This window comes from Paenibacillus anseongensis (assembly GCF_009757995.1).
Taxonomy (GTDB): Bacteria; Bacillota; Bacilli; order Paenibacillales; family NBRC-103111; genus Paenibacillus_E; species Paenibacillus_E chondroitinus.
The window spans coordinates 373,656-397,377 of record NZ_WSEM01000004.1 but is presented as its reverse complement, the minus strand read 5'-3'; the positions used below and the strand labels follow the sequence as shown (position 1 = coordinate 397,377).

Sequence of the window (23,722 nt, the reverse complement as noted above, 5' to 3'; positions counted from 1 at the left end):
TTTCTAAAAAGTATGATCTTCCATTGTATTCAATCCCCCATTGGCACACTTTGCCACATTAAATTTCTCTGATAAAAGACCGAGAAGCCAAAAAGAAAGACCTGCTCCTAAGAGCAGATCTTTGGTTAGTTACTTACCGGATTGGCCTTCCGTTGCCATCGCCACTTTAATCATTTCATTCGTCGGCAAATCGCCCGTCGTTAATCTGAACTCTACGCCGTCATTCGTCCAAGTGAGAGTTTTCTTATCTTCCCCTGTGAGAACGCCGATCGTGAAGCCGAGATCCACAATATCACCTGGCTGCAAAGATACCGACTTGGCCTGAGGTCTAACCTCGACCATACTAAAGTTGTACTTCCCTTTGTATCTCAAAAGAACAGCCGCGTCTTCACCCAGTTTCATATCCGTAATGTCTTGTTTCACGACATCCTTAGGCAGATAGCTCGGCTCAATAATACCGATACTTTGCGGTTTGCTTGCCGCGGCATTTGACTTCGTTGCATCCGTTTTTGTCCCTGTCGACGTTGTCGGTTGAGATTGATCCGATTGGCCGCCTGTTGCGGTCAAGTCTTTGTCCGTCACACCTGCTGCCGGATGATCGGCATCCGTCACCTTAACATCGGACATTGTCGGCAATGTCTGCATGTTCCAGCTCGTCATGTTGCGCTCCATTTGGAAGAAATCCTTATCAAACTTCGCATCGAATTCGAACTTCGTGAAATTCACCTGCACCATCACATTTTGGTTCGCATCCGACACTTGAACCTGCGTAGGTGCCAGCGTCTTTTTATTCAGCCAAATTTTCTGGCGGGACAGCTGCTCATTCTGATAATTCGCCGCCACATCGAACACATAAGCATCATTGTCCGTTGTAAACTGGCGATCCTTGTCCGCAATAATACTTCTAGCTAGAGATTGGAACAAGTAAACCTGTCCTTGGTTCTCCGGCCAATCGCTTTGGAAACGGAAGCTTTTCTTCAGATGCGGCGTTAAAACAAACACGCCCTCTTCATTACGCAGCACAATTTGCGTCACATCTTTCGATGCATTCGTTAGAGAAATCCGGTAGAAATGTTCCGGCGAAAACGCCACCTCCACCTGGTACTCCTGCGGCTGAGACCCTGTGTGCAAAATCATACTGCCAGAAGCCTGATAGCTATCCGCTTTGCTGATCACATGATCCAAATCCTTTACGATAGATCCTGCATCTTTCTTGCCTATCCCGCATCCCGCGAGAACCAATGCTAAGCACATCACCACTGCTACCATCCATGTGACCCGGCGCATTCGATCATCCCCTCACTCATGATTAACATCAACATAGTACATGCATATGAGGGGACTTGGCCGATTATGCAGCCAAGCTACCGGCTTGGACCCATTTAGGCAAAAAAAATAAGACTAGCTCCGGATTCGTCTAATCTTATAAATGAATCCCCCTATTCAGCTCAATTAAAATTCAGCAACCCTTCAGGTTCCAGACATAGTTTCTTCACAGTCATCTGGCATAATGATCTATTGAAGATTCATTCATGAACCGGAGGAATTACCTTTGAATAACAACCAAAAAATCACTCTTCAAGCCTCAAGAGGAGCGGCAGCATTTTTTGTGCTGCTTTTCCATACGTCAGCCATGTCTTTCAAGTATTATCAATACGACTTATTAGGGATCAGCTCGATCGGGAGATCAGGCGGCGTAGACTTCTTTTTCCTATTAACCGGGTTCCTGCTCTTTCGTACATATGGTCACAAAATAGGGACTCAAATGCCCGTACTCCCCTACTTAACTAAACGTCTTATTCGTATCTATCCCTTCTACTGGCTAATCACACTTGTTGTGCTGCCTGTCTATTTTTTTGTTCCGAGTTTTGGATACGGCTTTGAGACTGATAAAGATACCATTATTAAATCATTCCTGCTGCTCCCTCAAGCACATGGCCCCATACTGCCGGTGGCTTGGTCATTAAGCTACTTTGTGCTGTTTTACTTGGCTTTCAGCCTCCTTCTCTCTGTAGGGAAAAAGCCAGCAGTTATTTTCGCTTCAATTTGGATTGCCTTAACTTTATGCCATTTTTTGCGCGTACCGTTAATAAGCGCTGATATCGACCGTCATTTCTATTTAAACTTTCTCTTCAGCGATGTGAACCTGGAATTCATGGCTGGTTGTTTATTGGCCAAATGGGCGGAGCAGCATAGAAGTAAACATTACAAATGGTTAATTGCGATCGGAATGTTTGGATTTTTACTGATATGGATCAATAACAAATATCAATTTGCTCCTTTTCATAGTTACCTGTTATACGTTATTCCGGCCATATTTGTGCTGCTAGGCGCTTCCTCCGTACCTGAACGGATTCAGCTGCCAAGGTGGGTTCTTTCCCTCAGCAAACTAGGGGATGCGTCTTACACGATTTTACTAACCCATCTGATTTTTATCTCCATATTAATGAAACTAAGTGTAGCTACTCATCTGGTCGATTATTTGGGTCCTCTACTTACAAACGTAATAATTGTTATATGTGTAGTCCCGCTATGTCAAATGGCGTACAGGTTAGCTGAGAAACCGCTTGTCGCTGGACTTCGCGACGTCATAAAAGTAAGTCCTTCCCGCTCTTCAAAACCTGTCTCCTAAAACAAAAAGACTGCCTAAGGCTTTAAGCCTTAGCAGTCTTCTTTTATTTATCATCACCAAATATACACAATACCGGCAATAATACCTGCCCAGATCAGGGAACCGAACACCACGCCAACAATCAAACCTTTGCCAATTGAAACGCGTTCATCTTGGTAAGCGTCATCATGATCGATCATAAAAAAACCTCCCCGCACACTAAGTATATGCTTAGTATGGGGAAGATGTTGACGAATCATGCGGTTGAGGTGAAAAAATTAATTAATATGCATTTTTATTGATAAAGCCATTAATAATCGTTCGCCAAATAATTTTAATATCAAATAAAAAAGTCCAATTTTCAATATAAAAAATGTCGTGTTTGATACGCTCTTCAATCGATGTGTCTCCACGCAAACCATTGCTCTGCGCCCAACCCGTAATACCTGGTCGAATATGATGCTTCACCATATATTTCGGAACCTCTTCCTTAAATTGTTCCACGAAATAAGGACGTTCCGGCCTTGGACCGACAACACTCATATGACCAAAAAGCACATTGAAAAACTGAGGCAGCTCATCCAAACTTGTTTTCCGCAGAAAAGTTCCAACCTTTGTGCGCCGCGGGTCATTTTCAACCGTCCACTCCGTATTAGAAGCACTTTCGGGCAACACATTCATGCTGCGAAACTTATACATCATAAAATTCCTGCGATTCAGTCCAACACGCTCTTGCTTGAAAATAATCGGCCCTGGAGAAGTTAATTTAATCGCAATGACCGATGCAACCATGACCGGTGCAGTAATGACAATAGCTACGCTAGCAAAAATGATATCAAAAACCCGCTTGAACAGCCGATTTCGGAACTCATCCAGAGGGATATCCCGCACATTAATGAGCGGCATCTCCGCAAAATTATCGAAATAAGGGCGTGATGGTAAGAAGTCATAAAAATCCGGAATGATTAGCGTTTTGACACCAATTTTCTCGCAAACATTGATGATATGACCGAATTTACGATGGGCATCTAATGGAAGAGCAATAATAACCTCATCGACTATAGTATCATTCAAGATGGACTCTAGATCATCAATTTTGCCAATAATCGGCTTATAATTCTGGTAAGGAATTTCGTGCTTTTCTTGATAATCATCAAGGAACCCAACAACCTCGTAGCCTAGCTCCGGATGCTGTCTGAGTTTCGTGTAAAACTGTCTACCAAGCGAACCCGCTCCAAGAATAAGGATGAATTGCTTATTATAGCCCTTTTGCCGGACTCGCTTCAGCGAGATTTTGATCATATAGCGGTAAAAGCTAATAGCTAGGATATTGTTAACTAAGAAAAGCAATAGATAAGAACGCGAAACGTCTACTTCTTTTAAAATAAACAAAAGACTTAAGAGCAGTAACAAGCTAAAAATATGGACTTGAATTATTTTAAATACCTCAAATGAAAACTGCTTCTTTCTTTTTGGGGTATAAAAATTAATCATATAACTTATGAAAATCGCAATTAACGCATAGCTGACACTCCACATCAAATAATGCTTAATTGGCAGTGGAGAATCAAAGTGGATCCAACCGCTTTTAAATTTCAGCCACCAGGAAAGTAAAAATACGAGCTGAATACATATGAAGTCGGCCAGCGCGTAAAGTTGGGTCAAAAAACCTTGACTCTGTCGAATCAATGTAAATCACCTCGTTGGTTTTAATTTATTTCTTGCTAAAGACAGACCAAACTTCAGACCTACACCTATGTAAACCGCCATATTGGTCAGCCAGGAGTACTTCTGACGGTAGTGTTTGTTATGAAATAAAATCATCGCACGATGGAATTCATAGATAATTTTATAAGGCTTCCTTCGGCTGCTTGCGCCTTTGTAATGAATGATTTGCGTCTTAGGGTAATAATAATTGACCCAGCCCGCCTCTTTAATTCTATAACACCAATCTATATCCTCACCATACATAAAAAATTCCTCATCCAGCATTCCGACCTGATCAATCGCCTCGCGGCGTATTAACATGAAGGCACCTACAAGGGAATCGATACCGTATTCCTCGTCTGGATTCAAGTAGCCCAGCTGGTATTGATTGAAGCGTGGAATTTTCGGGAATAGCTTCGAAAAGCCGAAGGCATAGTAAAAGGACGCTGACGGTGTCGGGAAGCCTCGCTTACAGGCTTTGTCGAGCGAACCGTCTGGCAGTACGATTTTGCATCCACTGGCTCCTACGATTGGGTTCTCGTCCATGAAACGCAGCATCGTATCAAGCGTGTCTTGTTGGACGATGGTATCAGAGTTCAGGAGCAGCACGTATCTCCCTTTTGATTTGCGAATACCTTGATTGTTGGCTCTTGAGAAGCCTACATTGTCTTTATTTGCGATACTGGTGACCTGGGGATACTTTTCGTTAACGGACTTTATGATGCCATCATTCGAGGCATTGTCGATTAAAATAATCTCATAAGTGTAAGCTGTAGCTGACGAAAATACTGACTTTATACAGGCTAGGGTTAGGTCATGTGTTTTGTAATTAACGATAATAATTGATAAATCCAAGGGGAAACCTCACTTGTCTTAATTTCATTACCCCTATTATAACATGCGAATATTAAAATTAGCCTAAAAAAATAAGACTAGCTTGTGCTAATCTTATGATCTGAACCACTTAATTAGTTCGTTTGCTGATACTTTTTGCTTACTGCGTATTGATTGTCTCTTCTTACGGAGATCCGAATAGTTGCGAAAGAAGTCAGCCCATGCTCCTAGCAGCCTTGGTTCCCTTAATAGAGAGTAAGCCAAGCTGAGGCATTCGTATATGAAAAGTGGAACAATGTGCTTGAGCATCGCTGGAACCGTATCGTTTTTTACCATCATTTTATAACGGTTAATGTAGGACAGTCTCCTGACAAAAAGCGGCTTACTGCTCCTACCGCCCTCTTTCCAACCTCGTTCGTGATACGCGATTGCAGATGGCTCGTACAGAGCCTTCCAACCGAGCAGTTGTGCTCGCCATGCGACATCTACATCTTCTTTATACGCAAAGAAGTCTTCATCAAAAAACTCGCTATCTAAACTAATGTCGTTGATCATCTTGCGAGAGTACATGGCCGCGGCGCCTGAGACGCCGAACACTTCCTCAGGTAGCTGAAAGAGATCGCTTGTCTCATGTGCGCCGCGGTCAAATGCTCTACGAGCTTTGTTGATGATAAGGCCCGTGCTGTCAATGTGCTTTGGATCGGCTTTGAAGAGCAGTTTCCCTGTGGCACTTCCCGCCTGAGGTGTGTTCTCTAATGCTTCAATTGTCTTAAGAACATAATCTTTATCAAGGACTACGTCTGGATTCAAAATCAAGCAAAAGTCCGTCTCTGTCATTCTTAATGCTTGATTGTGTCCGCCGGCGAAGCCGTTGTTTTTAGTGTTTATAACAAGATGAATTCTATCCGACCACTTTTGTAACTTCTCAAGCGTGTTGTCTTTTGAAGCATTATCAATAATAATGATTTGATTTATTGGGTAGGATTGCATGATGACTGCATTTAAGCAGTCGTCGATGTATTCAGAGCTATTGTAGGTCACTATATGGATACTAGCGGTGTACATTACTCACTCCAAGTTCCTCTAAAAAAGCTTGAAGCCCCTCACGCCATGGTCTCAAATCTTCAAATCCATTTGCCCGAATGGCCATATGCTCCATCGCCGAGAAACGCGGTCTTGGTGCAGGTCGGGGAAACTCTTCTGTAGAACATGGCATTACATTTATCTTCTTACCGCTTTCCTCAAAAATCGCGCTAGCAAAATCAAACCACGAACAAACTCCAGTGTTTGAAGCATGATAAATGCCATAAAGCTCAGTTCGAACTAGCTGCTCCAAGAAATTTGCAAGATCAACCGTATACGTTGGTGATCCGAACTGATCATTTACAACCTTCAAACTGTCGCGATCCTGAGCTAGTTTAAGCATGGTTTTCACAAAATTCGCTCCATACAAACCATATACCCACGATGTCCTGACGATAAAGTATTTCGTAGAAAGCGTTTGAACGAGGAGTTCCCCAGCTCTTTTGGACTTCCCATAAATACTTTGAGGATTCGTATTGTCATATTCTCTATATGGCGTTGTACCAGTCCCATCAAAAACATAATCTGTGCTTATATAGCAAAGCTTCGCTCCTACTTTTTCAGTAGCAACGGCAAGATTCCTTGTCCCAAATGCATTAATTTCATAAGCCTTGTCTTCTTCCGTTTCAGCTAGATCAACAGCTGTGTATGCAGCGCTATGAATGACAACATCCGGCTTAAGGGATTCTAACACTTCAAGACATTGATACTCGTTCGTAATATCAAGCTGCTCTCTTCCAAAACCATATATCTCATGGTTACTGCCCAAAATTTTAACGATATCCTGCCCTAGTTGTCCATTCGCCCCTGTCACTAAGATCTTCATCTCTAAACTCCTAGGCGCTCGCCGTATTGCTGGGCGAAATATTGTTGGTATTCACCAGTCTGAATTCTTTTCCACCAGTCCTGATAATCCAAGTACCAACGAATCGTTTCATGAATGCCAGTCTCAAAATTATGTTTAGGCTCCCAGCCTAGCTCTTTTGTAATCTTAGTTGCATCTATACCGTATCGGCGATCATGTCCAGGACGATCTTTAACGTACTGAATTAATGACTCTGGTTTCCCCAGTTCACGAAGAATCGTCTGCACGATTTGAATATTTGTTCTCTCATTATTTCCGCCAATATTATAAACCTCGCCATTAATTCCTTTATGTAAAACTAAATCAATCGCGCTGCAATGATCCTCGACATACAACCAGTCACGGATGTTAAGTCCGTCTCCATAAACAGGAAGAGATTTATCATTCAGAGCGTTCGCAATCATTAATGGAATTAACTTTTCTGGGAATTGATAAGGCCCATAGTTATTAGAACAACGGGTAATGTTCACAGGAAGACCAAAAGTCTCATGATAAGATCTAACTAGAAGATCTGATCCTGCTTTACTAGCTGAGTATGGGCTGTTTGGAGCTAGAGGGGTTTCTTCAGTGAAAAGACCTGTTTCTCCAAGAGTACCGTAAACTTCATCTGTGGAAACATGGACGAATTTTTTAACATCATATTTCCGTGCCGCCTCAAGCAACACTTGCGTGCCGAGAACGTTTGTTTTCACGAAAACATCTGGCTCTAAGATACTCCGATCCACATGTGATTCCGCGGCGAAATGAACGACAGTATCTACTCCTTGTTCGAATAGGCTATTCATAAGCGTCGAGTCTGTGATATCACCTTTTACGAAAGAATAATTGCTGTTTTCTTGGATGGATCTGAGATTTTCAAGATTTCCTGCGTAAGTTAATGCATCCAAGTTAATAATTTGATAGCTAGGATAACGTTCCAGCATATAATGAACGAAGTTGCTGCCGATGAACCCAGCTCCGCCGGTTACGAGTATTTTCATCTGTGAAAGGCTCCTATCTTAAAAATTAATTTCCGCATCTTTAAGCAGCGGATGTTTTTGATCTTTATCAGAAAGGATTGGTTTAGATGTAGGCCAATCAATGCCAAGCGCTGGATCGCTCCAAAGTATACCCCTGTCATGTTCTGGGGAATAGTACTCGTCCACTTTATACAGCACTTGGGTATTCGGAACAATCGTACAGAAACCGTGTGCAAATCCTTGTGGGACAAGTAGTTGTCGCTTGTTGTCTTCGCTTAGAATGACCCCAACCCACTGCCCGTAAGTAGATGAGTTTTTACGAATGTCCACCGCAACATCATAAATCGCTCCCGATGCTACTCGAACAAGCTTTGTTTGCGCTTTAGGATTTAACTGGTAGTGAAGTCCACGTACAACGCCTGTTTCAACGGATAGTGAATGGTTATCTTGAACAAATGGAAAATCAATTCCATGCTCAGCAAATTTTCGACTGCTATAGCTTTCCATAAAAAAGCCACGATTATCTCCATGGACATCGGGCTCGACAATGTATAGTCCTTCAAGTTTAGTAGTTATGACTTGCATGATATGAACACCTCTTATAATTTAAGTTTCCCAAATTCTTCGCCAAAAAGCATGTCTTTAGCCAATTCATTTGCTTTAGCTAAAGAGGCATGTGTGCCAGCATCCGTCCACCATCCTTGAAGGATATCATAAGTCAGTTCATTCTTTTCAATGTATGCGTTATTAACATCAGTAATTTCGAGTTCACCACGGCCAGATGGCTTAAGTGTCTTAACAATACCAAACACGGAACTATCATACATATAGATTCCTGTTACTGCAAAATTACTTTTTGGGCGTTTTGGCTTTTCCTCAATTGAGACAATTTTATCTCCATTTAGCTCAGGAACCCCATATCTTTGAGGATCTTGAACTTCTTGAATAAGAATTTTAGCACCGTTACGTTGAGCCCTAAAATTATTTACAAATGGAACGATGCTCTCTTCAAATACATTATCTCCGAGAATCACGACCATTTGGTCATCCCCAACGAAATGTTCAGCTAGATCTAGAGCTTGAGCAATGCCACCAGCCTCATCCTGAACTTTGTAAGTGAAGGTTACTCCCATTTCGCGCCCACTGCCAAGAAGATTCACTACGTCACCCATATGATCTTTACCAGTAACGATTAGAATGTCGTTGATGTCTGCTTGTTTGAGCTTAGCTACTGAATGGAAAATCATCGGGTACTTACCTACAGGGAGTAAGTGTTTGTTTGTTACTTTTGTTAATGGAAACAGACGTGAGCCTGTTCCTCCAGCCAGAATGATACCTTTCATTTTTATTCCTCCAAATAATCATTTTGCAATTAAGTAAGCTCCAAATATAATAACACAAACGCCAAGCCACCTTGTTACTGGAATAACTTCTTTGAAAATTACACAAGCAATAATTGTTCCTAATACATATGCCAAACTTTGCAAAGGATATAAATAACTCAATGGCAATTTAGACAAAAGATATACCCAAATCCCCGTAGCTAATACATACAAAATGCCACCTGCTAAAAAATATGGTGTATAAAATATTCTCAAGAAACTCCCACTGATCCCTAAGGATGCCATTTTCCACAAAGTTTGTCCTGACACTAGAAAAATTATATTAAGAGCAAGAAGTAATATATTATTCATTTTCATTAACCTTTTCATTATTAAGATGATAATTAGTCTTAAGTTGTTGATTTTTTAATTCAAGTACCTCAAGTTTTAAAACACCAAGTTCTTGAGAAATCTCTTTTATTTTACTCTGATGATTTGATAAGGTACGAGTAAGGCTAAACATAATGATAAGTGTTAGAAGTATCCCAAAGAGGAAGATAGCATTAACTGGAGTTTCAATACCTATAAAATGAGCAACCTGTTCTGCCAAATTTGGAAAGACTGCCAAACTAATTGTGATTATTATAAGTAAAAACCATAATAATGAATACTTTAGATCTAATTTAAATTTGATTATCAGATTTAAAAACATCATGAAACATATAAAACAAAATACTATTAAAAATAGCTGAAGCTTAAATGAAATCATTTCTTAGAACTCCTTTTGAGGAGATTTTCTTAAAACATCAATAATTATAGCCAATGAAACCTTAATCATATAATATAATGTTCTGAAAGATCGAATTGAGGAGACTCCGCCTAATCTTTCATTCATTTTAACTGGAATCTCCATAATCTTGAATCCATTTCTCTTTAAATAGACAATTGACTCAGGTTCTGGGTAATCGGATGGATAATACTGTGACAATATTTCAATTACATTCGAATTACACCCCCTATAACCTGAAGTTGGGTCTGTAATTTTCTCCTTAATTAACAACTTAATTAATTTACTGAAGTATCTTATACCCACCCTTCTTAAAACACTCGATTGAAATCCTTGCTTTTCTATATACCTTGACCCAATAATCATGTCTGCCTTTTTACTTTGCAATAACTCAATAATTGTTTTCAAATAGTTTGGGTCATGTTGTCCATCCCCGTCAACTTGTATCGCAATTTGATAACCATATTTTCGTGCATATTTATATCCTGTCTGAACGGCCCCACCAATACCTAAATTACACGGAAGGTCTATCACTTTAACATTGAAATGTGAACATATCTCTGAAGTACTATCCAAAGACTTATCGTTTATTACAAGAATATCGAAATTATCTAATTCAGTTTCTAAAATTTTGTGAAGTAAATCTCCAATGTTTTTCTCTTCATTATAAGCAGGAATTATAATTAGTGTCCTCAAAATATATCTCCCTCCAATTCTGCAAATTTTGACTATTATATCTTAATCCTTCTTTATTTCAACATCGAGTAATCTGAATGAAAGTTCTCTTGTATCGACCGAATTAGGTATTATCGTTTTGGGCACGAATGAATCATTACTTTCAATTGAAATTTCAAAAAACTGATCCTGTTGGTTCTTATTTGCTTCAAAACTATAAATGCTACCCGTTTTTTTTACTATTGTAGATTCTAAATGACCAGTGCTATCACTAATTTTAATTGTTGGGTTAGTCGGATTATCTGTTGCATTTAAATTAAGATCTACATTAATTTGTTGCTTATTTGAATAAATCCGAATTTTAACAATACCGTCATTCCATAAATCCACGTGTCTATTTATTATCATTTGAGCAACTGCGAATGTCCCATTCTCGTTATCGACTTTATATACTCTGTAAAATTTACCAACACCATCAATGGATACAAGATTTAAGTGTTCAAAGATCACATTTTCTACAGTTGTAATTACGTAGTCAATTTTCCCAATTGGAACTTTAGGAGAGTTAGTATATTTGTAGCCGAACGGATAAAAATTTTCAAGATTGAACACCCCGTCTGTAAACGGAGCATTGAGCCCCTCTAAAAAAGGCAGAAAGCTGTAATTCACATTAAGCATGCTTTCTAGACTATCAATTCGAAAACCATCCCCACCATCCATTTTTGCTTCAGTACGTGGCATGAGTAATACTTTAACACTCTTTTCCTTATTCTTTTCATTTAAGAAATTAGAGATAGAATTAATTTCTTTTCTGAGCTCATTACTACCAAAACCACTCCCAATGTTTTTATAATTCGAAGAATATAACGAATACATAGTAAAATTACCTATTAATGAAATAATAAAAACGGATGCAAGAGTAAAAATTAAAGTTTGTCGAAATTTCCTTTTTATCTGCCAATAAACAAATATAGTAAGGCTTATTATGATTCCAATGTTAAATAGTAATTTGAAAACGTCATATTTATAATAAAGATTAAAATAAGAGAGCATCATAGCATCAACATATAGCATAGCATTTACAAGCTTATATTTCTCTAGAATAAAAGATGATAATGCTGCAAAAAGTACACTTAGTACAATAAAGAATAGGTTTACTAAATTTTCATTTTTATTATATAACTGGTAGGCACAAGCGATTAAGTAGAAGATAAAATAAACAAACAAATATCGAATATGAACTCTTATCTCATAAATACTCGATGTTTCAAGCACAAATATCATAAAATCCATAATGACAATTGATATTATAGTACTCAATAATATAAAAATACTTAATTGGTTAATGGCCGAGTGTTGTTTTGATATACTAGAAATTGAGACAATCACTGGCAGAATCATAAACGCTATAATGGTGTAAAAGGAGATTAGTACTAATCCAGATGCAGCTTTCAATAAAAAATCAATATTGAACTGAAAATGAAACTTTTGCATATATAGATCACTTATATCTGGAAATCCATTAACAAATTCAATTGAAAGCTTAGTCAAATAGTAATAAGAAGCAAAGCTAATAGAAATATACAAAACCTTTAAGGCAACTTCCTTTAATTTATTACGCTTAAATATAAAATAACTTAGTATTGTATAAAGTAAATAACTTAAAAATAATGCTAGACCTATTGCCTTGGTAAAATAACATAAAAACAATAAAAATGATATGAATAGATTCCAAGTGGTTGTTGAGAAATTAGATGGGTTTTCAAATTCAATGAAAATAAAGTAAATTGTTACAACAATAATAAGATAAAAAAGGGATTCTTGCATAATAAGTGCTGTTTGAAACATCTCCGGTATAGAAACTGAAATAATTACTAAAAAGAAAACTAACCATCTATTATCAAATATACGTCTTGAAAGTAAAAAAATAGGAAAAACAACCGCAGACATTAAAAAGCAATTTATCAACTTAATAGTTAAGTAAATCATAGAAGAATCATTAAAAAAGTATGCAACTGATATTATTATTGGGTATAGTATATTTTGAGTAATGAAATAGTTTCCTCTGAAATCTGTATTCAATTGATTATGAAAGGATTCAGCTAATTTACTCCAAAGTAATTCGTCACCAAAAACAATGGGAGCTGCGGTTAATTGACTTAAATAAAACCTGATAATCACACTCACTAAAAATATCCCTACTATTATAAAAAAATTAATGCGGTTATTCAGATCTCTTGTCATCTATTGTTCTCCCTCAAGTTTCAATTGATTGTTTTGAAAATTTATTTCCAAAGTTATTTTACTTCAATTGAATTTGGAAGTAATAAGGTTGGAAGTAATCTTTCTACTGTTTCATCAATTACAATATTCGGTTTTTCCCTTTCAATAATATTGCCATTAAACTTATGATCCCATATATATATACTCTTATTAAAATGCAACGATAGCAACGGAATCATGGAAGTAGAAAAAGAATCTCTGAACATTATCAATTTGGGTAGTTTTTCATCATTTATTTGTTTTGTGACTAGTTGCTCTGGATTTGGGTACATATTATTATCAACTTTTAAATCGGTTACATGAGTATTAAATTTAGGTTGTAAATGAATATAACTATCCACATACTCAGCTTTCATACCTAACATATTTGAAATATCTCCTCCTAAACCAGAACTCTTATCTATTGAGAAGCTTGATATAGGTATAGGCTTCAAATTGGGATAAATAGAATTTAAACTTTTCATTATTTCCTGATAACCATAATAAGCTCCATATTCATTCCAATGAGTGTCAGTTTTATAGTAAAGCATATCACCTGACTTATTTTCAAATAACGTTTTTCTTAAATCTAACACATCAATATTTGAATTTTTTTCCAAATAATTAATGAGCTGATCCATTCTTGTTTCATCATTAATTTTTCTAATATTATTTGGTAAATATTCTGGATATATCGTCTGCTTATTTGGTGCAATACACAATAAGTAAGTAATACCTTTTTGATTTAACCATTTTTTTCTCGTTTCAAGATTACTCTTAATTGTGTTTAATTCACTGTCTGTAAAACGAACAATTCCTCGATAATCATCCATAGATTCTGGCGCATTATCTCCTGTATAAAATAACCAATCATTTTTACCAAGAACAACTAAAGGATTCGGGGAAATTTGAAGTGTTTTTACTTTAATATAATTATTAAGTGTTAATAATTGATTACGCATTGCAAAATTATCATTAAAATATTTTTCAAATTCTTTTGGAAATGTATTAATATTTTTAAATGTGAGCTCGGGCTTAGATGCAAGGACTCTATTTTCATTATTAGAAACTAATTGTTTCTTTGGCAGAATATTGCTAAAAAGAGGAATAAATATCAACAAAATGAATGTAACAATTAATATGGTTGATTGGAGGTTATTTTTCAAAAAATTAATAAGATTAGCAATATGAATAGAATTAGTTTTCAGAAGGAAAAAAAACACAATTGTAAAAAAGAGGGATATCACTATATTTAATATATATATACTACTTTTATTTTTTAAACTATAAAAACTTTTAGAAATATCTTTAGTATTAATAAATGGATCTGTACCAATTGAAGTAAATGTAATTAATCCATTATTAGTAGAATAAGAACCAATATCATGTTTCAAATCAAATTCATCAGTAATATTTGTTTTATTCCTAGCATTTTGAAGGTATATTGCTTTGATCTGAATTTCAGAAATTTTAGAACCAAAATCCAATCTTAAACTTACAATATCAGCTACAGGTAGTATAAATTTAATCTGTTGAAACTCAGAAGATCCTGAAACAAAATATGGAATTGAATCAGACTCATTATAACCTTTGCCAGTATCGTAGAATAACTGGTATGTATCATCGGTTGAGGTCTTAATTTCAGCCAGTAAATTTATTTTTTCATTTGATGTAATCTTTCCACTTATATTTAAGCTAATGAAGAAAAAAAACATGAGAAAAAGTGAACATAAAATTAATATAAGTCGTTTAGACATTCTCTCAATCCTAACTTTTTTAAGTTAACGGGTTAATCAGCAGAATATGAACAAAATGAATTTAGCTAATAAAACTTTACTCGAATTACAATATTTAGTTTTAAAATCTGAAATAAATAAAAGGGTTATAAGTATTACTAGCTAATGACATAACCGTTAATATGAATATTGAAACCAAACCAACTAACTTAATTACATAAATTCCATAGTTAGTCGCTTTGGATTTTGTAAAATTATTAAGTTTTAATATAATCGGAGTAGAAGCTGTTATTCCAATAAATAAAGCTAAGAAAACTTCGTTATTTAGGTATGTTATTACACTTAAGTGTATTTTTCCCGATGAATGCCCAATAAACATCATTTTAAGATATTGTAATGCAAAGCTTAGATTTTCAGATCTAAAGAAAACCCAACCTATAATCACGATTAGAAGTGTATATGAATGTTTAAATGGCCTCCATAGTAAGTCAAGAATTCTTTTTATTCTGGGTAAACGCTCAATAATTATAAAGAAACCGTGAAATAAACCCCAAACAATAAAATTCCAACTAGCACCATGCCAAATACCTGTAGCAAGCCATACAATCAATAAATTAGCATAAAACCTAATTTTCCCTACCCTGTTTCCACCTAAAGGAATATATAAATAATCCCTGAACCACGTGGAAAGAGAAATATGCCACCTTCTCCAAAATTCTTGAATAGAAGATGAAATATATGGATAATTAAAATTCTCTAAGAATTTAAATCCAAAGATCCTTCCTAGTCCTATAGCCATATCAGAATATCCTGAGAAATCGAAATAAATTTGAAGTGTATAACAAATAATACCTAACCAGGCAATTGGTGTCGATAGTTCACCATTATTTAACGCAAAGATTTGATCAGCGACTAATGCGAGAGGATTAGAAATTAATACTTTTTTCCCTAGTCCTATTATAAATCTCTTCGAACCGTAAGCAACTCCATTTATATCAATGGTCCTATCAGTAAGTTGATTTGCAATATCATGATAACGTACTATCGGGCCAGCAACAAGTTGTGGAAAGAAAGATACATATAATCCAAGTAAAAGAGGATTTTTCTGAACTGGAATTTTTCCTTTATACGCATCAACAATGTAAGAGATTACATGAAAGGTGAAAAATGAGATTCCAATAGGTAAAGATATTTCATTTACTACAATTGGCTGTGTATTAAAAATTGCTAATAAATTATTAAGATTATCTAAGATAAAATTAATATACTTATAATATACTAAAAATGATAAATTAATAACGATTGCAACAGCTAATAATATTTTACTTAGCTTTATTTTTTTATTATTTTGTTCAATTAATATTGCAAAACAATAATTCAGTAATATTGAAAAAACCATTAAAATTACGGCTCTTGGTTCACCCCATGCATAAAAAAACAAACTAACTAACAACAGTAAAATGTTCCGCAGCTGAACTCTTATAAGAAAATATAATAATAGAACTAAAGGTAAAAATAGAAAAATAAAAATTGGACTACTAAATACCATTATTGTCACCCTAATTTTAAATTAGATAAAAAATCCCTTAATTTTAATTCTTTAAATTTCTGACAAAATATCTTCCCAGTTATTGTTTATTCTAATTATATCCTCGTTAATTAATTCAGTGCCTATTTGAACTTCTATAAACTCTAATTCTGTGATTGCTTTTAAGGCATGTTTCATTCCACTATTTATTTTAATTACATCCCCCGAATTAACAAATAAGCGTTTTCCATCTAAAACGACCTCGCCTTTGCCACTAATAAAATTCCAAGTTTCAGATCGTCTTAAATGATATTGATAACTAAGGTTTTTTCCTTCTTTGATGCATATTCTTCTTGTCAATATTTCTGATTCTTTATTATCTTGTTTTGTATAATCAAGTACTCTATACCACCCCCATCTTCTTTCTTCATACATAGGTCTATTTTCAATTGAAGTTACTAAACTTTTTATCATTGGACTTTTATTCTTATCACTAACCAAAATCCCGTCAGAACTAACAGCAACCACAATATTTGATACTCCTAAGATCGCAACTGGGATATCTAGTTCGCTAATAATATTAGAATTTTGGGAATCTTCGCTAATAATCCCCTTCCCAAGTACATCAGTCGACATTTCTCCAGTTAATGTATCCCAAGTACCTAAATCTTTCCAATAGCCTTTATATGGTACCATTACTATTTTCGTTGCATTTTCAACAACTTTATAGTCAAAACTTATTTTCGGTAATTTGCTATAACTCTCCAATAATTCCATATAGTTTGTAGGCAGTTCATTATTTCTAAGGACATTTATCAAATAGCCTAGTTTGAAACCAAAAACACCGCAATTCCAAAAAGCTTGCTGCATTGAGATTAAATTTTTTGCTTCTTCAGTTGTTGGTTTTTCCTTAAAATGACTAACACGCACATAATTACTATTAACACTTTCATTTCTTGCTGGGACAATATAACCATAACTTTCAGAAGGATTTGTTGGTTGAACCCCAATTAATGCTATATCAGCACCTGATGTGGTTAGTACTTGTTCAAAATCTTTAATCTTATCGAAAAAGTGATCCTCCACAAATGGATCTACTGGTAGCACACAGACTACTTCATTCAAATCAGAATTTTGTTCTGAGAATAGATATGTCGCAGCTAACGCAATAGCTGGAAAAGTATCTCTTCTATTAGGTTCTATTACAATGTTAATCTCTTCATCTAACTGATTTAAAATCATATCATATTGAGATTTATTGGTTGTGATTATTGTTCTTTTATCTAAATCAACTTTCTTTAATTGCTTCCAAACTCGCTGAATCATCGATTCTTCCATATTCCGCTCATTTTTTAGCAACTTAAGAAATTGTTTGGAACGCGAGTCATTTGATAAAGGCCATAATCTTTTGCCAGATCCCCCTGATAATAATATTAACTTCAAATTCATCATCCTTTTTCGTACAGAAGATTTTGACGCCACCATTCAATCGTTAATTCAAGTCCATCATTAAACTCAACTGTCGATTCCCACTCGACCGTCTCCTTAATTTTTCCATTTGAGCCTACAAAAAATGGTACATCTGAAGGTCTAAGTTTAGTAGAATCCAAGTTAACAGTAATTTCTCGTTTTGATTGGGTAATCATATACTTGAGTATGTCCTCAATCTTTCGGGGTACTCCTGAACAGACGTTAACTATACCCAGATCTAATTTCTTAGATTCAAGAAGCAGAGTATACGCATTCACTAGATCTTTTATATAAAGAAAATCTCTTTGAGCACTTAAATCCCCAACATTTATTACTGAAGGGGACTTACCTTTTTCAATATTCACAATTTGGGAAGCGAAATCACTTACAACAAATCCCAATCTTTGTCCAGGTCCAAAATGATTAAAAGCTCTAACATGTAGAATATTTAATCCATGTTTTTTTGCACTCTGTAAAGCAAGTTGGCCTGCTGACAACTTACTAGTAGCATATGGATTTTGTGGTAAACATGGCATAATTTCAGTTAAATATTCACCATTTTTTGCTGTTAATCCATACTCTTCACTTGAACCAATATTAATAAACTTTGCATATGGTGTATTCTTACACATTGAATTTATTATGTTTAGGGTCCCAAGTACATTCACTAAAAGAGTTTCTTCTGGAATTTCCCAACTTTTTGCCACTGAAGACTGCGCTGCTAGATTAATGATTCCTTCTGGATTATATTTTCTCAATACTTCTTCTATTGAATCTTTATCATTTACATTCAGGTATACTTTCTTCAAATTAGATTTTGATTTTTTTTCAGTCAAAACGGTTGATCCTGCTATAACCTCATATCCCTCATCTAACAATTTTTGTGTTAAATGAGACCCAACAAAACCACCTGATCCCGTTATTAGTACTCTCATTAAAAACTCCTTAGCTTTCTTTTCTTACTCGAATTAAATCGGCCTCAACCATCATATGAATTAAATTTTCAAGATTTGTTTCAGGCTCCCAATTCAAGTGCTCCTTGGCTTTTCCAGGATTACCCAATAAAATATCAACTTCGGCAGGCCGGTAAAATTTTGGATCAATTACCACATGATTTTCGTAATTAAGACCTACAAATGTAAAAGCGATTTTGCACATATCTCTTACAGTTGTTGTTTTGCCTGTTGCAATAACATAATCATCAGGTAGTTCTTGTTGAAGCATTCTCCACATAGCATCAACATAATCCCCTGCGAAACCCCAATCCCTTTGTGCATCAATATTCCCTAGGCGGAGTTCCTTTTGTTTTCCTAATTTAATTCTTGCCACTGCATCAGTTACTTTTCTAGTCACGAATTCAATACCACGCAATGGCGACTCATGATTGAATAAAATACCGCTACATCCAAAAATATTAAAACTCTCGCGGTAATTAACAGTAATCCAATGACCATAAAGTTTAGCTACTCCATAAGGGCTTCTTGGATAAAAAGGAGTTTTTTCAGATTGCATCGGTTCTTGAATCAAACCAAACATCTCACTGGTAGAAGCTTGATAAAATTTAATAGATGAATCAATTAACCTAATAGCTTCAAGTACATTTAGAACCCCTACTCCTGTTATTTGAGCTGTTGTGATTGGTTGTTCCCATGAAGTTCCAACAAAACTTTGTGCTGCTAAGTTATATACTTCTTGTGGATTCGCAATTTGAATGGCTCTCATTATCGAGGAGAGATCTGTGAGATCTCCTTCAATTAATTGAACTTCATTTTGTATCCCTAAATATTGCAATCTCCATTGTGTATCTGTACTTCTTCTTGCAATAAAACCATACACTTTATATCCTTTATTTAGCAATAGCTGAGCTAAATATGCACCATCTTGTCCTGTTATACCTGTAATTAATGCGCTTTTCAAAAATGACACCCCATCTTTTAATATAATCCTAAATGCTGTAATCTTTCTTTTACTTGTTTACCAACCGCTTTTGGAGAGAACTCCGTTTTTATTGTAAATTCACCTTTTTTAGAAATATCACGATAGAAGTTCTCGTCTCCAACCAACTTTTTCATAAAATATGAAGCATGATCAATATCAGGATCTGCCCAGTGCTGATATGATTTATATGGCCCATAATCCTGACCTAGTTGAACTAATTTATAATCAACTACACATGAATTTTTTTCAGTCATAAAATCAGTATTCGCCGACCAATTTGTTCCAATAACAGCTTTACCTAGATACATTGCTTCTGCTAAGCCCAGTCCAAAACCTTCGGAACGATGTAACGATATGAAACAGTCACAACAATTTATGAGGGAGTTTACTCTGTCTCGTGACATTGTTTCAGCAACTAGATAAATATTATCGTACCCTTTAATTAACTCTTGTAACTGTTGAACTTCATCTTGGTTATTTGAAGAATGATTTACTTTAATAACTAAACCTGCAGAAATATTATCACCGCTGAAACTCTTTTTAAATGCTTCAATGACTGCATTCGGATTTTTTCGTTCCTGAAAAGAATATACATCGTACATTGTTAAAAATAAGAATGTATTAGAAGGTAAGTTAAATTCTTCTCTGCTAATTTGCTCTTGTATTGTAACTTGAATACCATGAGGGATTCTAACTACAGGAATTGGTGATTTTTTTGACACTGAATCCATAATAAATCGAGAAGGAACCCAAATTTCATTTAAATATTGAAAACTACTTTTCCATTCATCAGGGAAGTCTGGTAACTCCCAGTGCCAATAACCAATATTATATTTCCCTGAGAAAACTTCATTGCCTAAATAGTCAAAAGCTATTGGGATCTGGTCGGCGTTAATATGTAGGATATTGACATTATAAATGGGCTTTTCTATTTCTTTATTAATCCAAGTTATATCAGTATTGCTAGCAGGATTTCCAACATTATAATTCAGAACTCCAAAAGGTAAACCATAATTATCTAGAGCCCGCGCGGCCAAGCGACATGATTCACCCACACCTGTTTGAGAACGCGAATATCCTATCAAATTAATCCCCTGTATAAATTGCGGGCTTTCAACCTTAGCAGGAGCCGATTCAGTACTTACAATTGTGGATGCAGAATAAGCGTTTTTTTGTAATTTTTCTTTTATCATCTTAAGCTTATTTTTGCTTGATTTTGGTGCAACTTTTAAAATTAGAGGCTTTAATCTAAGAGCCGTATGATATAATTTACGAGAAACATATGCCTTAGTATTATTTGTAATAATTGGCTGAACTTCTTTTTCTGTTATTACTGTTCTACTGTCTAATTGGACAAGAGATTTTAGAACAGGTTCTGTATAAGCTTCCGTAAAATTATACTCTCTTTGTGCGCTATCTACGAACCATTGACAAAACATCATTCGATCTTTATTCCATATATCTGAAAATACACTTTGTAAATCTTTTCTAGAAAGCCACAACGAATACATGATATGTGTAATTAGAGGTAACTTACTTGATCTATCTTCAAACCTAGCTTGAGTTGTTAAAAAATACCCTGATTGTATGAATGGGTTTTGGCCACAGTGTTTTTGAATTTCTTCATTGTTCCTATATGAAATTCTAACAAAATCATTAATGGATATTCCATCACTAAAATTTGCATAATAATATTTCATCATCTTTGTATTTTCATGATCGTTCTTAAGTACATCATCGGCATATCTTTTAACTAGTGCCGCGGCATCACCTATATTTTTTAAAGTAAGTCGATCCTGATGTTTTGATAAAGAAGAAGGATTGGATGGATTTACACCACTAAAATGAAAAAAAACGAGTCTTTCTTCGTTAACATGATATGAATCATTAATATACTTAACATTTCTATGGTTTAAGTTCCAATATGCAACATTATACCCGGGGTGATGCAATATTTTAACTCTTGGAAAAAAGCCAGGAACAAGATCCATCCATTTTTGATCAACGAATAAACCATTTGCAATATCAACTGTACAATCGAATTCTAATTTACTCTTCCACCAATTCAGAAAAATATTAGTTTCCTTTTGTTTCGATACGGCTAAAAAACCTAGATTATATGTTCCTGCTTGTAATATATTTTGTTCACTTGGCTTTTTATCATCATTTAAGAAGCCAGTTAAGTGAGGCGTTAATACCATCAGGTTCCCTTCAATTAGCGCCTCCTCTACCTCTGCTAACCTGTCATACAAATAAATATCTGGGTCAATATAAAAAACGTGATCATAATTTTTTTCATTAAATAACCAAGAGAACATCCATGGTTTAACAGCAGTATTTAACTCTAATATTGTGTATCTAAATATAAATTTATTAAAGTCAGGTAAATTTATTTCATTCATAGATATGAGACTAAATTGTTCAAATTCCGGGTTAATTTTATTATCTATCTCATCAACTAGTAAAACAAATGGCTCCCATTCTGGATGATGTTTTTTTACAGATTCTATTAATGTTCTTGCAAATGCAATATAATTTTTTGATACTATTGTAAAAACTGCCGTTTTGATAAAAATACACCCTTTGCAGATTTATTTTGTTACGTTAAAAAAGGTACTTTCTTTTTCTTTTGTTTAACTCCTCTATTTTTGCTTGTTCTTCCTCAACTGTTTTTTTCAATTCATCTATGCTTGCTTTTTGTTCAATTATTATCTTATTCCATTCATTTAACGTTTTAATTTGTTCAGAATTCTTGATATTTTTTTCAGACAACTCAAGATCTAAATGGATGTTTTGTTCTTCTAACTTTTTTGCATGGAATCTTGTCTCAGTTAAATTTGTTTCTAGTGACAATATATATTTTTTCATCTCTGCCACTTGTTCTTCTAAAGTCTTAGCATATGTCGAACTTTCTTTATATTGAGTCTCAAGTGAATTGACGTAAATATTTATTTCATTTAATTGCTTGTTGTGAGTTTCTGTTAACTCCTGACTATAATTATTTTTCACACGGATTGCTTCTAACAATTCTGTTTGTAATTGCTGTGTTCTATTTGAAAGTGAAACATTATTTTGATAATTCTCTTTAAGGATTTTTAAATTATATAAATATGCTCGCATTATAATTGAATATTTATTAAAATCAGAAATATTATCACCATCATTTTTATCAATAAACGATATCAATACCTCTGGCCAGTTGTTTCTTACGTTACTATTATTAAACAATGCATCAAAGAAATTTGAAACAACAATTTCAGCACTTGAGAATTCTTTGAAAGATAACATAATTGGGAAAACAGTATATAACACATAAGCGCAAATTTCTTGAACTATCATTTCGTCATTGCCGAAATAAAAATTGTCCAAATCAATAAGCTTTATTTCATTTCTATCATTAATCAAAAAATTATGTGCAGCAACATCTCCGTGAATTAGACTTCTTTTTTGAAGCTCTACCAATACTCTAGAAGTTTGACAAACAAATTCTATAAGAGATTCATTATTCCAATCTTCTTTACAATGAAAATTTCTAAGATAGTATTCAGTTATAGGTAAAGATTCACAGTAAGCAAGGTCTCCGCTAAAATATTCTGTTTCATAAGAACAAGAACATTGGTCTTGAATATATAAAAGACCAGGGATTGGATCGGATCTTAAATTTTCAAATATCTCAAACTGAGTATTGGGAAGTATTTCATAGTTATATGTAAGATGATTACATTTTCTTTTTGAATTATTTTTTTTCTTTACAAATGTATTTTGCACTGTAATTAGTGGCAAATCGAGATGATTACTACTTCCACCTAATCCAGACAAATGAAAGGCTAAATATTCTTTTGTTTTATAAAGACAAGTATCTGAACAATAGACTCTTTCGGAATTAACATTATACTCAAGCTTTTTGTTTATCATCATCGGTAGATTAAAATTCATTCTTATGAA

At 34.9% G+C, this 23,722-nt stretch carries 21 protein-coding genes; 1 reads left to right on the top strand and 20 read right to left on the bottom strand.

Going from position 1 to position 23,722, the window contains the following annotated elements:
• Positions 1 to 129 precede the first annotated feature (129 nt).
• Entirely contained in the window at positions 130 to 1,287 is a 1,158-nt protein-coding gene (locus GON05_RS03780) for an outer membrane lipoprotein-sorting protein (RefSeq protein ID WP_157317880.1), read from the bottom strand.
• Positions 1,288 to 1,552: 265 nt separating this feature from the next.
• Here GON05_RS03780 and GON05_RS03775 point away from each other — a divergent pair, with 265 nt between their 5' ends.
• Complete coding sequence (locus tag GON05_RS03775; protein WP_157317879.1) at positions 1,553 to 2,632, top strand: acyltransferase family protein; 1,080 nt, start codon at positions 1,553 to 1,555, stop codon at positions 2,630 to 2,632.
• Between the two features lie 53 nt (positions 2,633 to 2,685).
• Here the strand turns inward: GON05_RS03775 and GON05_RS39625 are convergent, their stop codons facing one another.
• The 19 genes from GON05_RS39625 to GON05_RS03685 form a co-directional block, all read right to left on the bottom strand.
• A complete protein-coding gene (locus GON05_RS39625) occupies positions 2,686 to 2,811 on the bottom strand; it encodes a hypothetical protein (RefSeq protein WP_258567639.1) in 126 nt (41 codons plus the stop codon).
• A gap of 82 nt (positions 2,812 to 2,893) precedes the next feature.
• A complete protein-coding gene (locus tag GON05_RS03770) occupies positions 2,894 to 4,300 on the bottom strand; it encodes an undecaprenyl-phosphate glucose phosphotransferase (RefSeq protein WP_157317878.1) in 1,407 nt (468 codons plus the stop codon).
• 6 nt (positions 4,301 to 4,306) lie between these two features.
• On the bottom strand, positions 4,307 to 5,173 hold the full coding sequence (locus tag GON05_RS03765) for a glycosyltransferase family 2 protein (protein WP_157317877.1): 867 nt from the start codon (positions 5,171 to 5,173) through the stop codon (positions 4,307 to 4,309).
• A 93-nt stretch (positions 5,174 to 5,266) separates the two neighbouring features.
• A complete protein-coding gene (locus tag GON05_RS03760; RefSeq protein WP_157317876.1) occupies positions 5,267 to 6,217 on the bottom strand; it encodes a glycosyltransferase family 2 protein in 951 nt (316 codons plus the stop codon).
• Entirely contained in the window at positions 6,204 to 7,061 is an 858-nt protein-coding gene (rfbD, locus tag GON05_RS03755) for a dTDP-4-dehydrorhamnose reductase (protein ID WP_157317875.1), read from the bottom strand. The genes GON05_RS03760 and rfbD overlap by 14 nt, the downstream gene beginning before the upstream one ends.
• Before the next feature lie 2 nt (positions 7,062 to 7,063).
• Positions 7,064 to 8,080 (bottom strand): dTDP-glucose 4,6-dehydratase, encoded by a 1,017-nt coding sequence (gene rfbB, locus GON05_RS03750; RefSeq protein WP_157317874.1) that lies wholly within the window; start codon positions 8,078 to 8,080, stop codon positions 7,064 to 7,066.
• Positions 8,081 to 8,098: 18 nt separating this feature from the next.
• Positions 8,099 to 8,644 (bottom strand): dTDP-4-dehydrorhamnose 3,5-epimerase, encoded by a 546-nt coding sequence (gene rfbC / locus GON05_RS03745; protein ID WP_157317873.1) that lies wholly within the window; start codon positions 8,642 to 8,644, stop codon positions 8,099 to 8,101.
• A gap of 14 nt (positions 8,645 to 8,658) precedes the next feature.
• Positions 8,659 to 9,402: a sugar phosphate nucleotidyltransferase gene (locus tag GON05_RS03740; protein WP_157317872.1), complete on the bottom strand. Its 744-nt coding sequence runs from the start codon at positions 9,400 to 9,402 to the stop codon at positions 8,659 to 8,661.
• A gap of 18 nt (positions 9,403 to 9,420) precedes the next feature.
• The gene (locus tag GON05_RS03735) at positions 9,421 to 9,753 is read right to left on the bottom strand and encodes a DMT family transporter (RefSeq protein WP_157317871.1); all 333 of its coding nucleotides are present in this window, start codon (positions 9,751 to 9,753) and stop codon (positions 9,421 to 9,423) included.
• Positions 9,746 to 10,150, bottom strand: a complete 405-nt coding sequence (locus tag GON05_RS03730; protein WP_157317870.1) for a DUF2304 domain-containing protein — start codon at positions 10,148 to 10,150, stop codon at positions 9,746 to 9,748. The genes GON05_RS03735 and GON05_RS03730 overlap by 8 nt, the downstream gene beginning before the upstream one ends.
• 3 nt (positions 10,151 to 10,153) lie before the next feature.
• Positions 10,154 to 10,864, bottom strand: coding sequence for a glycosyltransferase family 2 protein (locus GON05_RS03725; protein WP_157317869.1), 711 nt, complete (start codon positions 10,862 to 10,864; stop codon positions 10,154 to 10,156).
• 42 nt (positions 10,865 to 10,906) lie between these two features.
• Positions 10,907 to 13,087 (bottom strand): hypothetical protein, encoded by a 2,181-nt coding sequence (locus tag GON05_RS03720; protein WP_157317868.1) that lies wholly within the window; start codon positions 13,085 to 13,087, stop codon positions 10,907 to 10,909.
• 53 nt (positions 13,088 to 13,140) lie between these two features.
• Positions 13,141 to 14,862, bottom strand: a complete 1,722-nt coding sequence (locus tag GON05_RS03715; RefSeq protein ID WP_157317867.1) for an alginate O-acetyltransferase AlgX-related protein — start codon at positions 14,860 to 14,862, stop codon at positions 13,141 to 13,143.
• 100 nt (positions 14,863 to 14,962) lie between these two features.
• Positions 14,963 to 16,390: an MBOAT family O-acyltransferase gene (locus tag GON05_RS03710; RefSeq protein WP_157318059.1), complete on the bottom strand. Its 1,428-nt coding sequence runs from the start codon at positions 16,388 to 16,390 to the stop codon at positions 14,963 to 14,965.
• Between the two features lie 51 nt (positions 16,391 to 16,441).
• Complete coding sequence (locus tag GON05_RS03705) at positions 16,442 to 17,812, bottom strand: sugar phosphate nucleotidyltransferase (protein WP_157317866.1); 1,371 nt, start codon at positions 17,810 to 17,812, stop codon at positions 16,442 to 16,444.
• Between the two features lie 5 nt (positions 17,813 to 17,817).
• Positions 17,818 to 18,774 carry a GDP-mannose 4,6-dehydratase gene (locus tag GON05_RS03700; RefSeq protein WP_157317865.1) on the bottom strand — a complete coding sequence of 319 codons (957 nt, stop codon included), beginning with the start codon at positions 18,772 to 18,774 and terminating at the stop codon, positions 17,818 to 17,820.
• 10 nt (positions 18,775 to 18,784) lie between these two features.
• The gene (gene gmd / locus GON05_RS03695; protein WP_157318058.1) at positions 18,785 to 19,756 is read right to left on the bottom strand and encodes a GDP-mannose 4,6-dehydratase; all 972 of its coding nucleotides are present in this window, start codon (positions 19,754 to 19,756) and stop codon (positions 18,785 to 18,787) included.
• A 17-nt stretch (positions 19,757 to 19,773) separates the two neighbouring features.
• Entirely contained in the window at positions 19,774 to 22,179 is a 2,406-nt protein-coding gene (locus GON05_RS39190) for a glycosyltransferase family 4 protein (protein ID WP_246238785.1), read from the bottom strand.
• 202 nt (positions 22,180 to 22,381) lie between these two features.
• Positions 22,382 to 23,713, bottom strand: a complete 1,332-nt coding sequence (locus GON05_RS03685; RefSeq protein ID WP_181646628.1) for a protein kinase — start codon at positions 23,711 to 23,713, stop codon at positions 22,382 to 22,384.
• Positions 23,714 to 23,722: the final 9 nt, after the last annotated feature.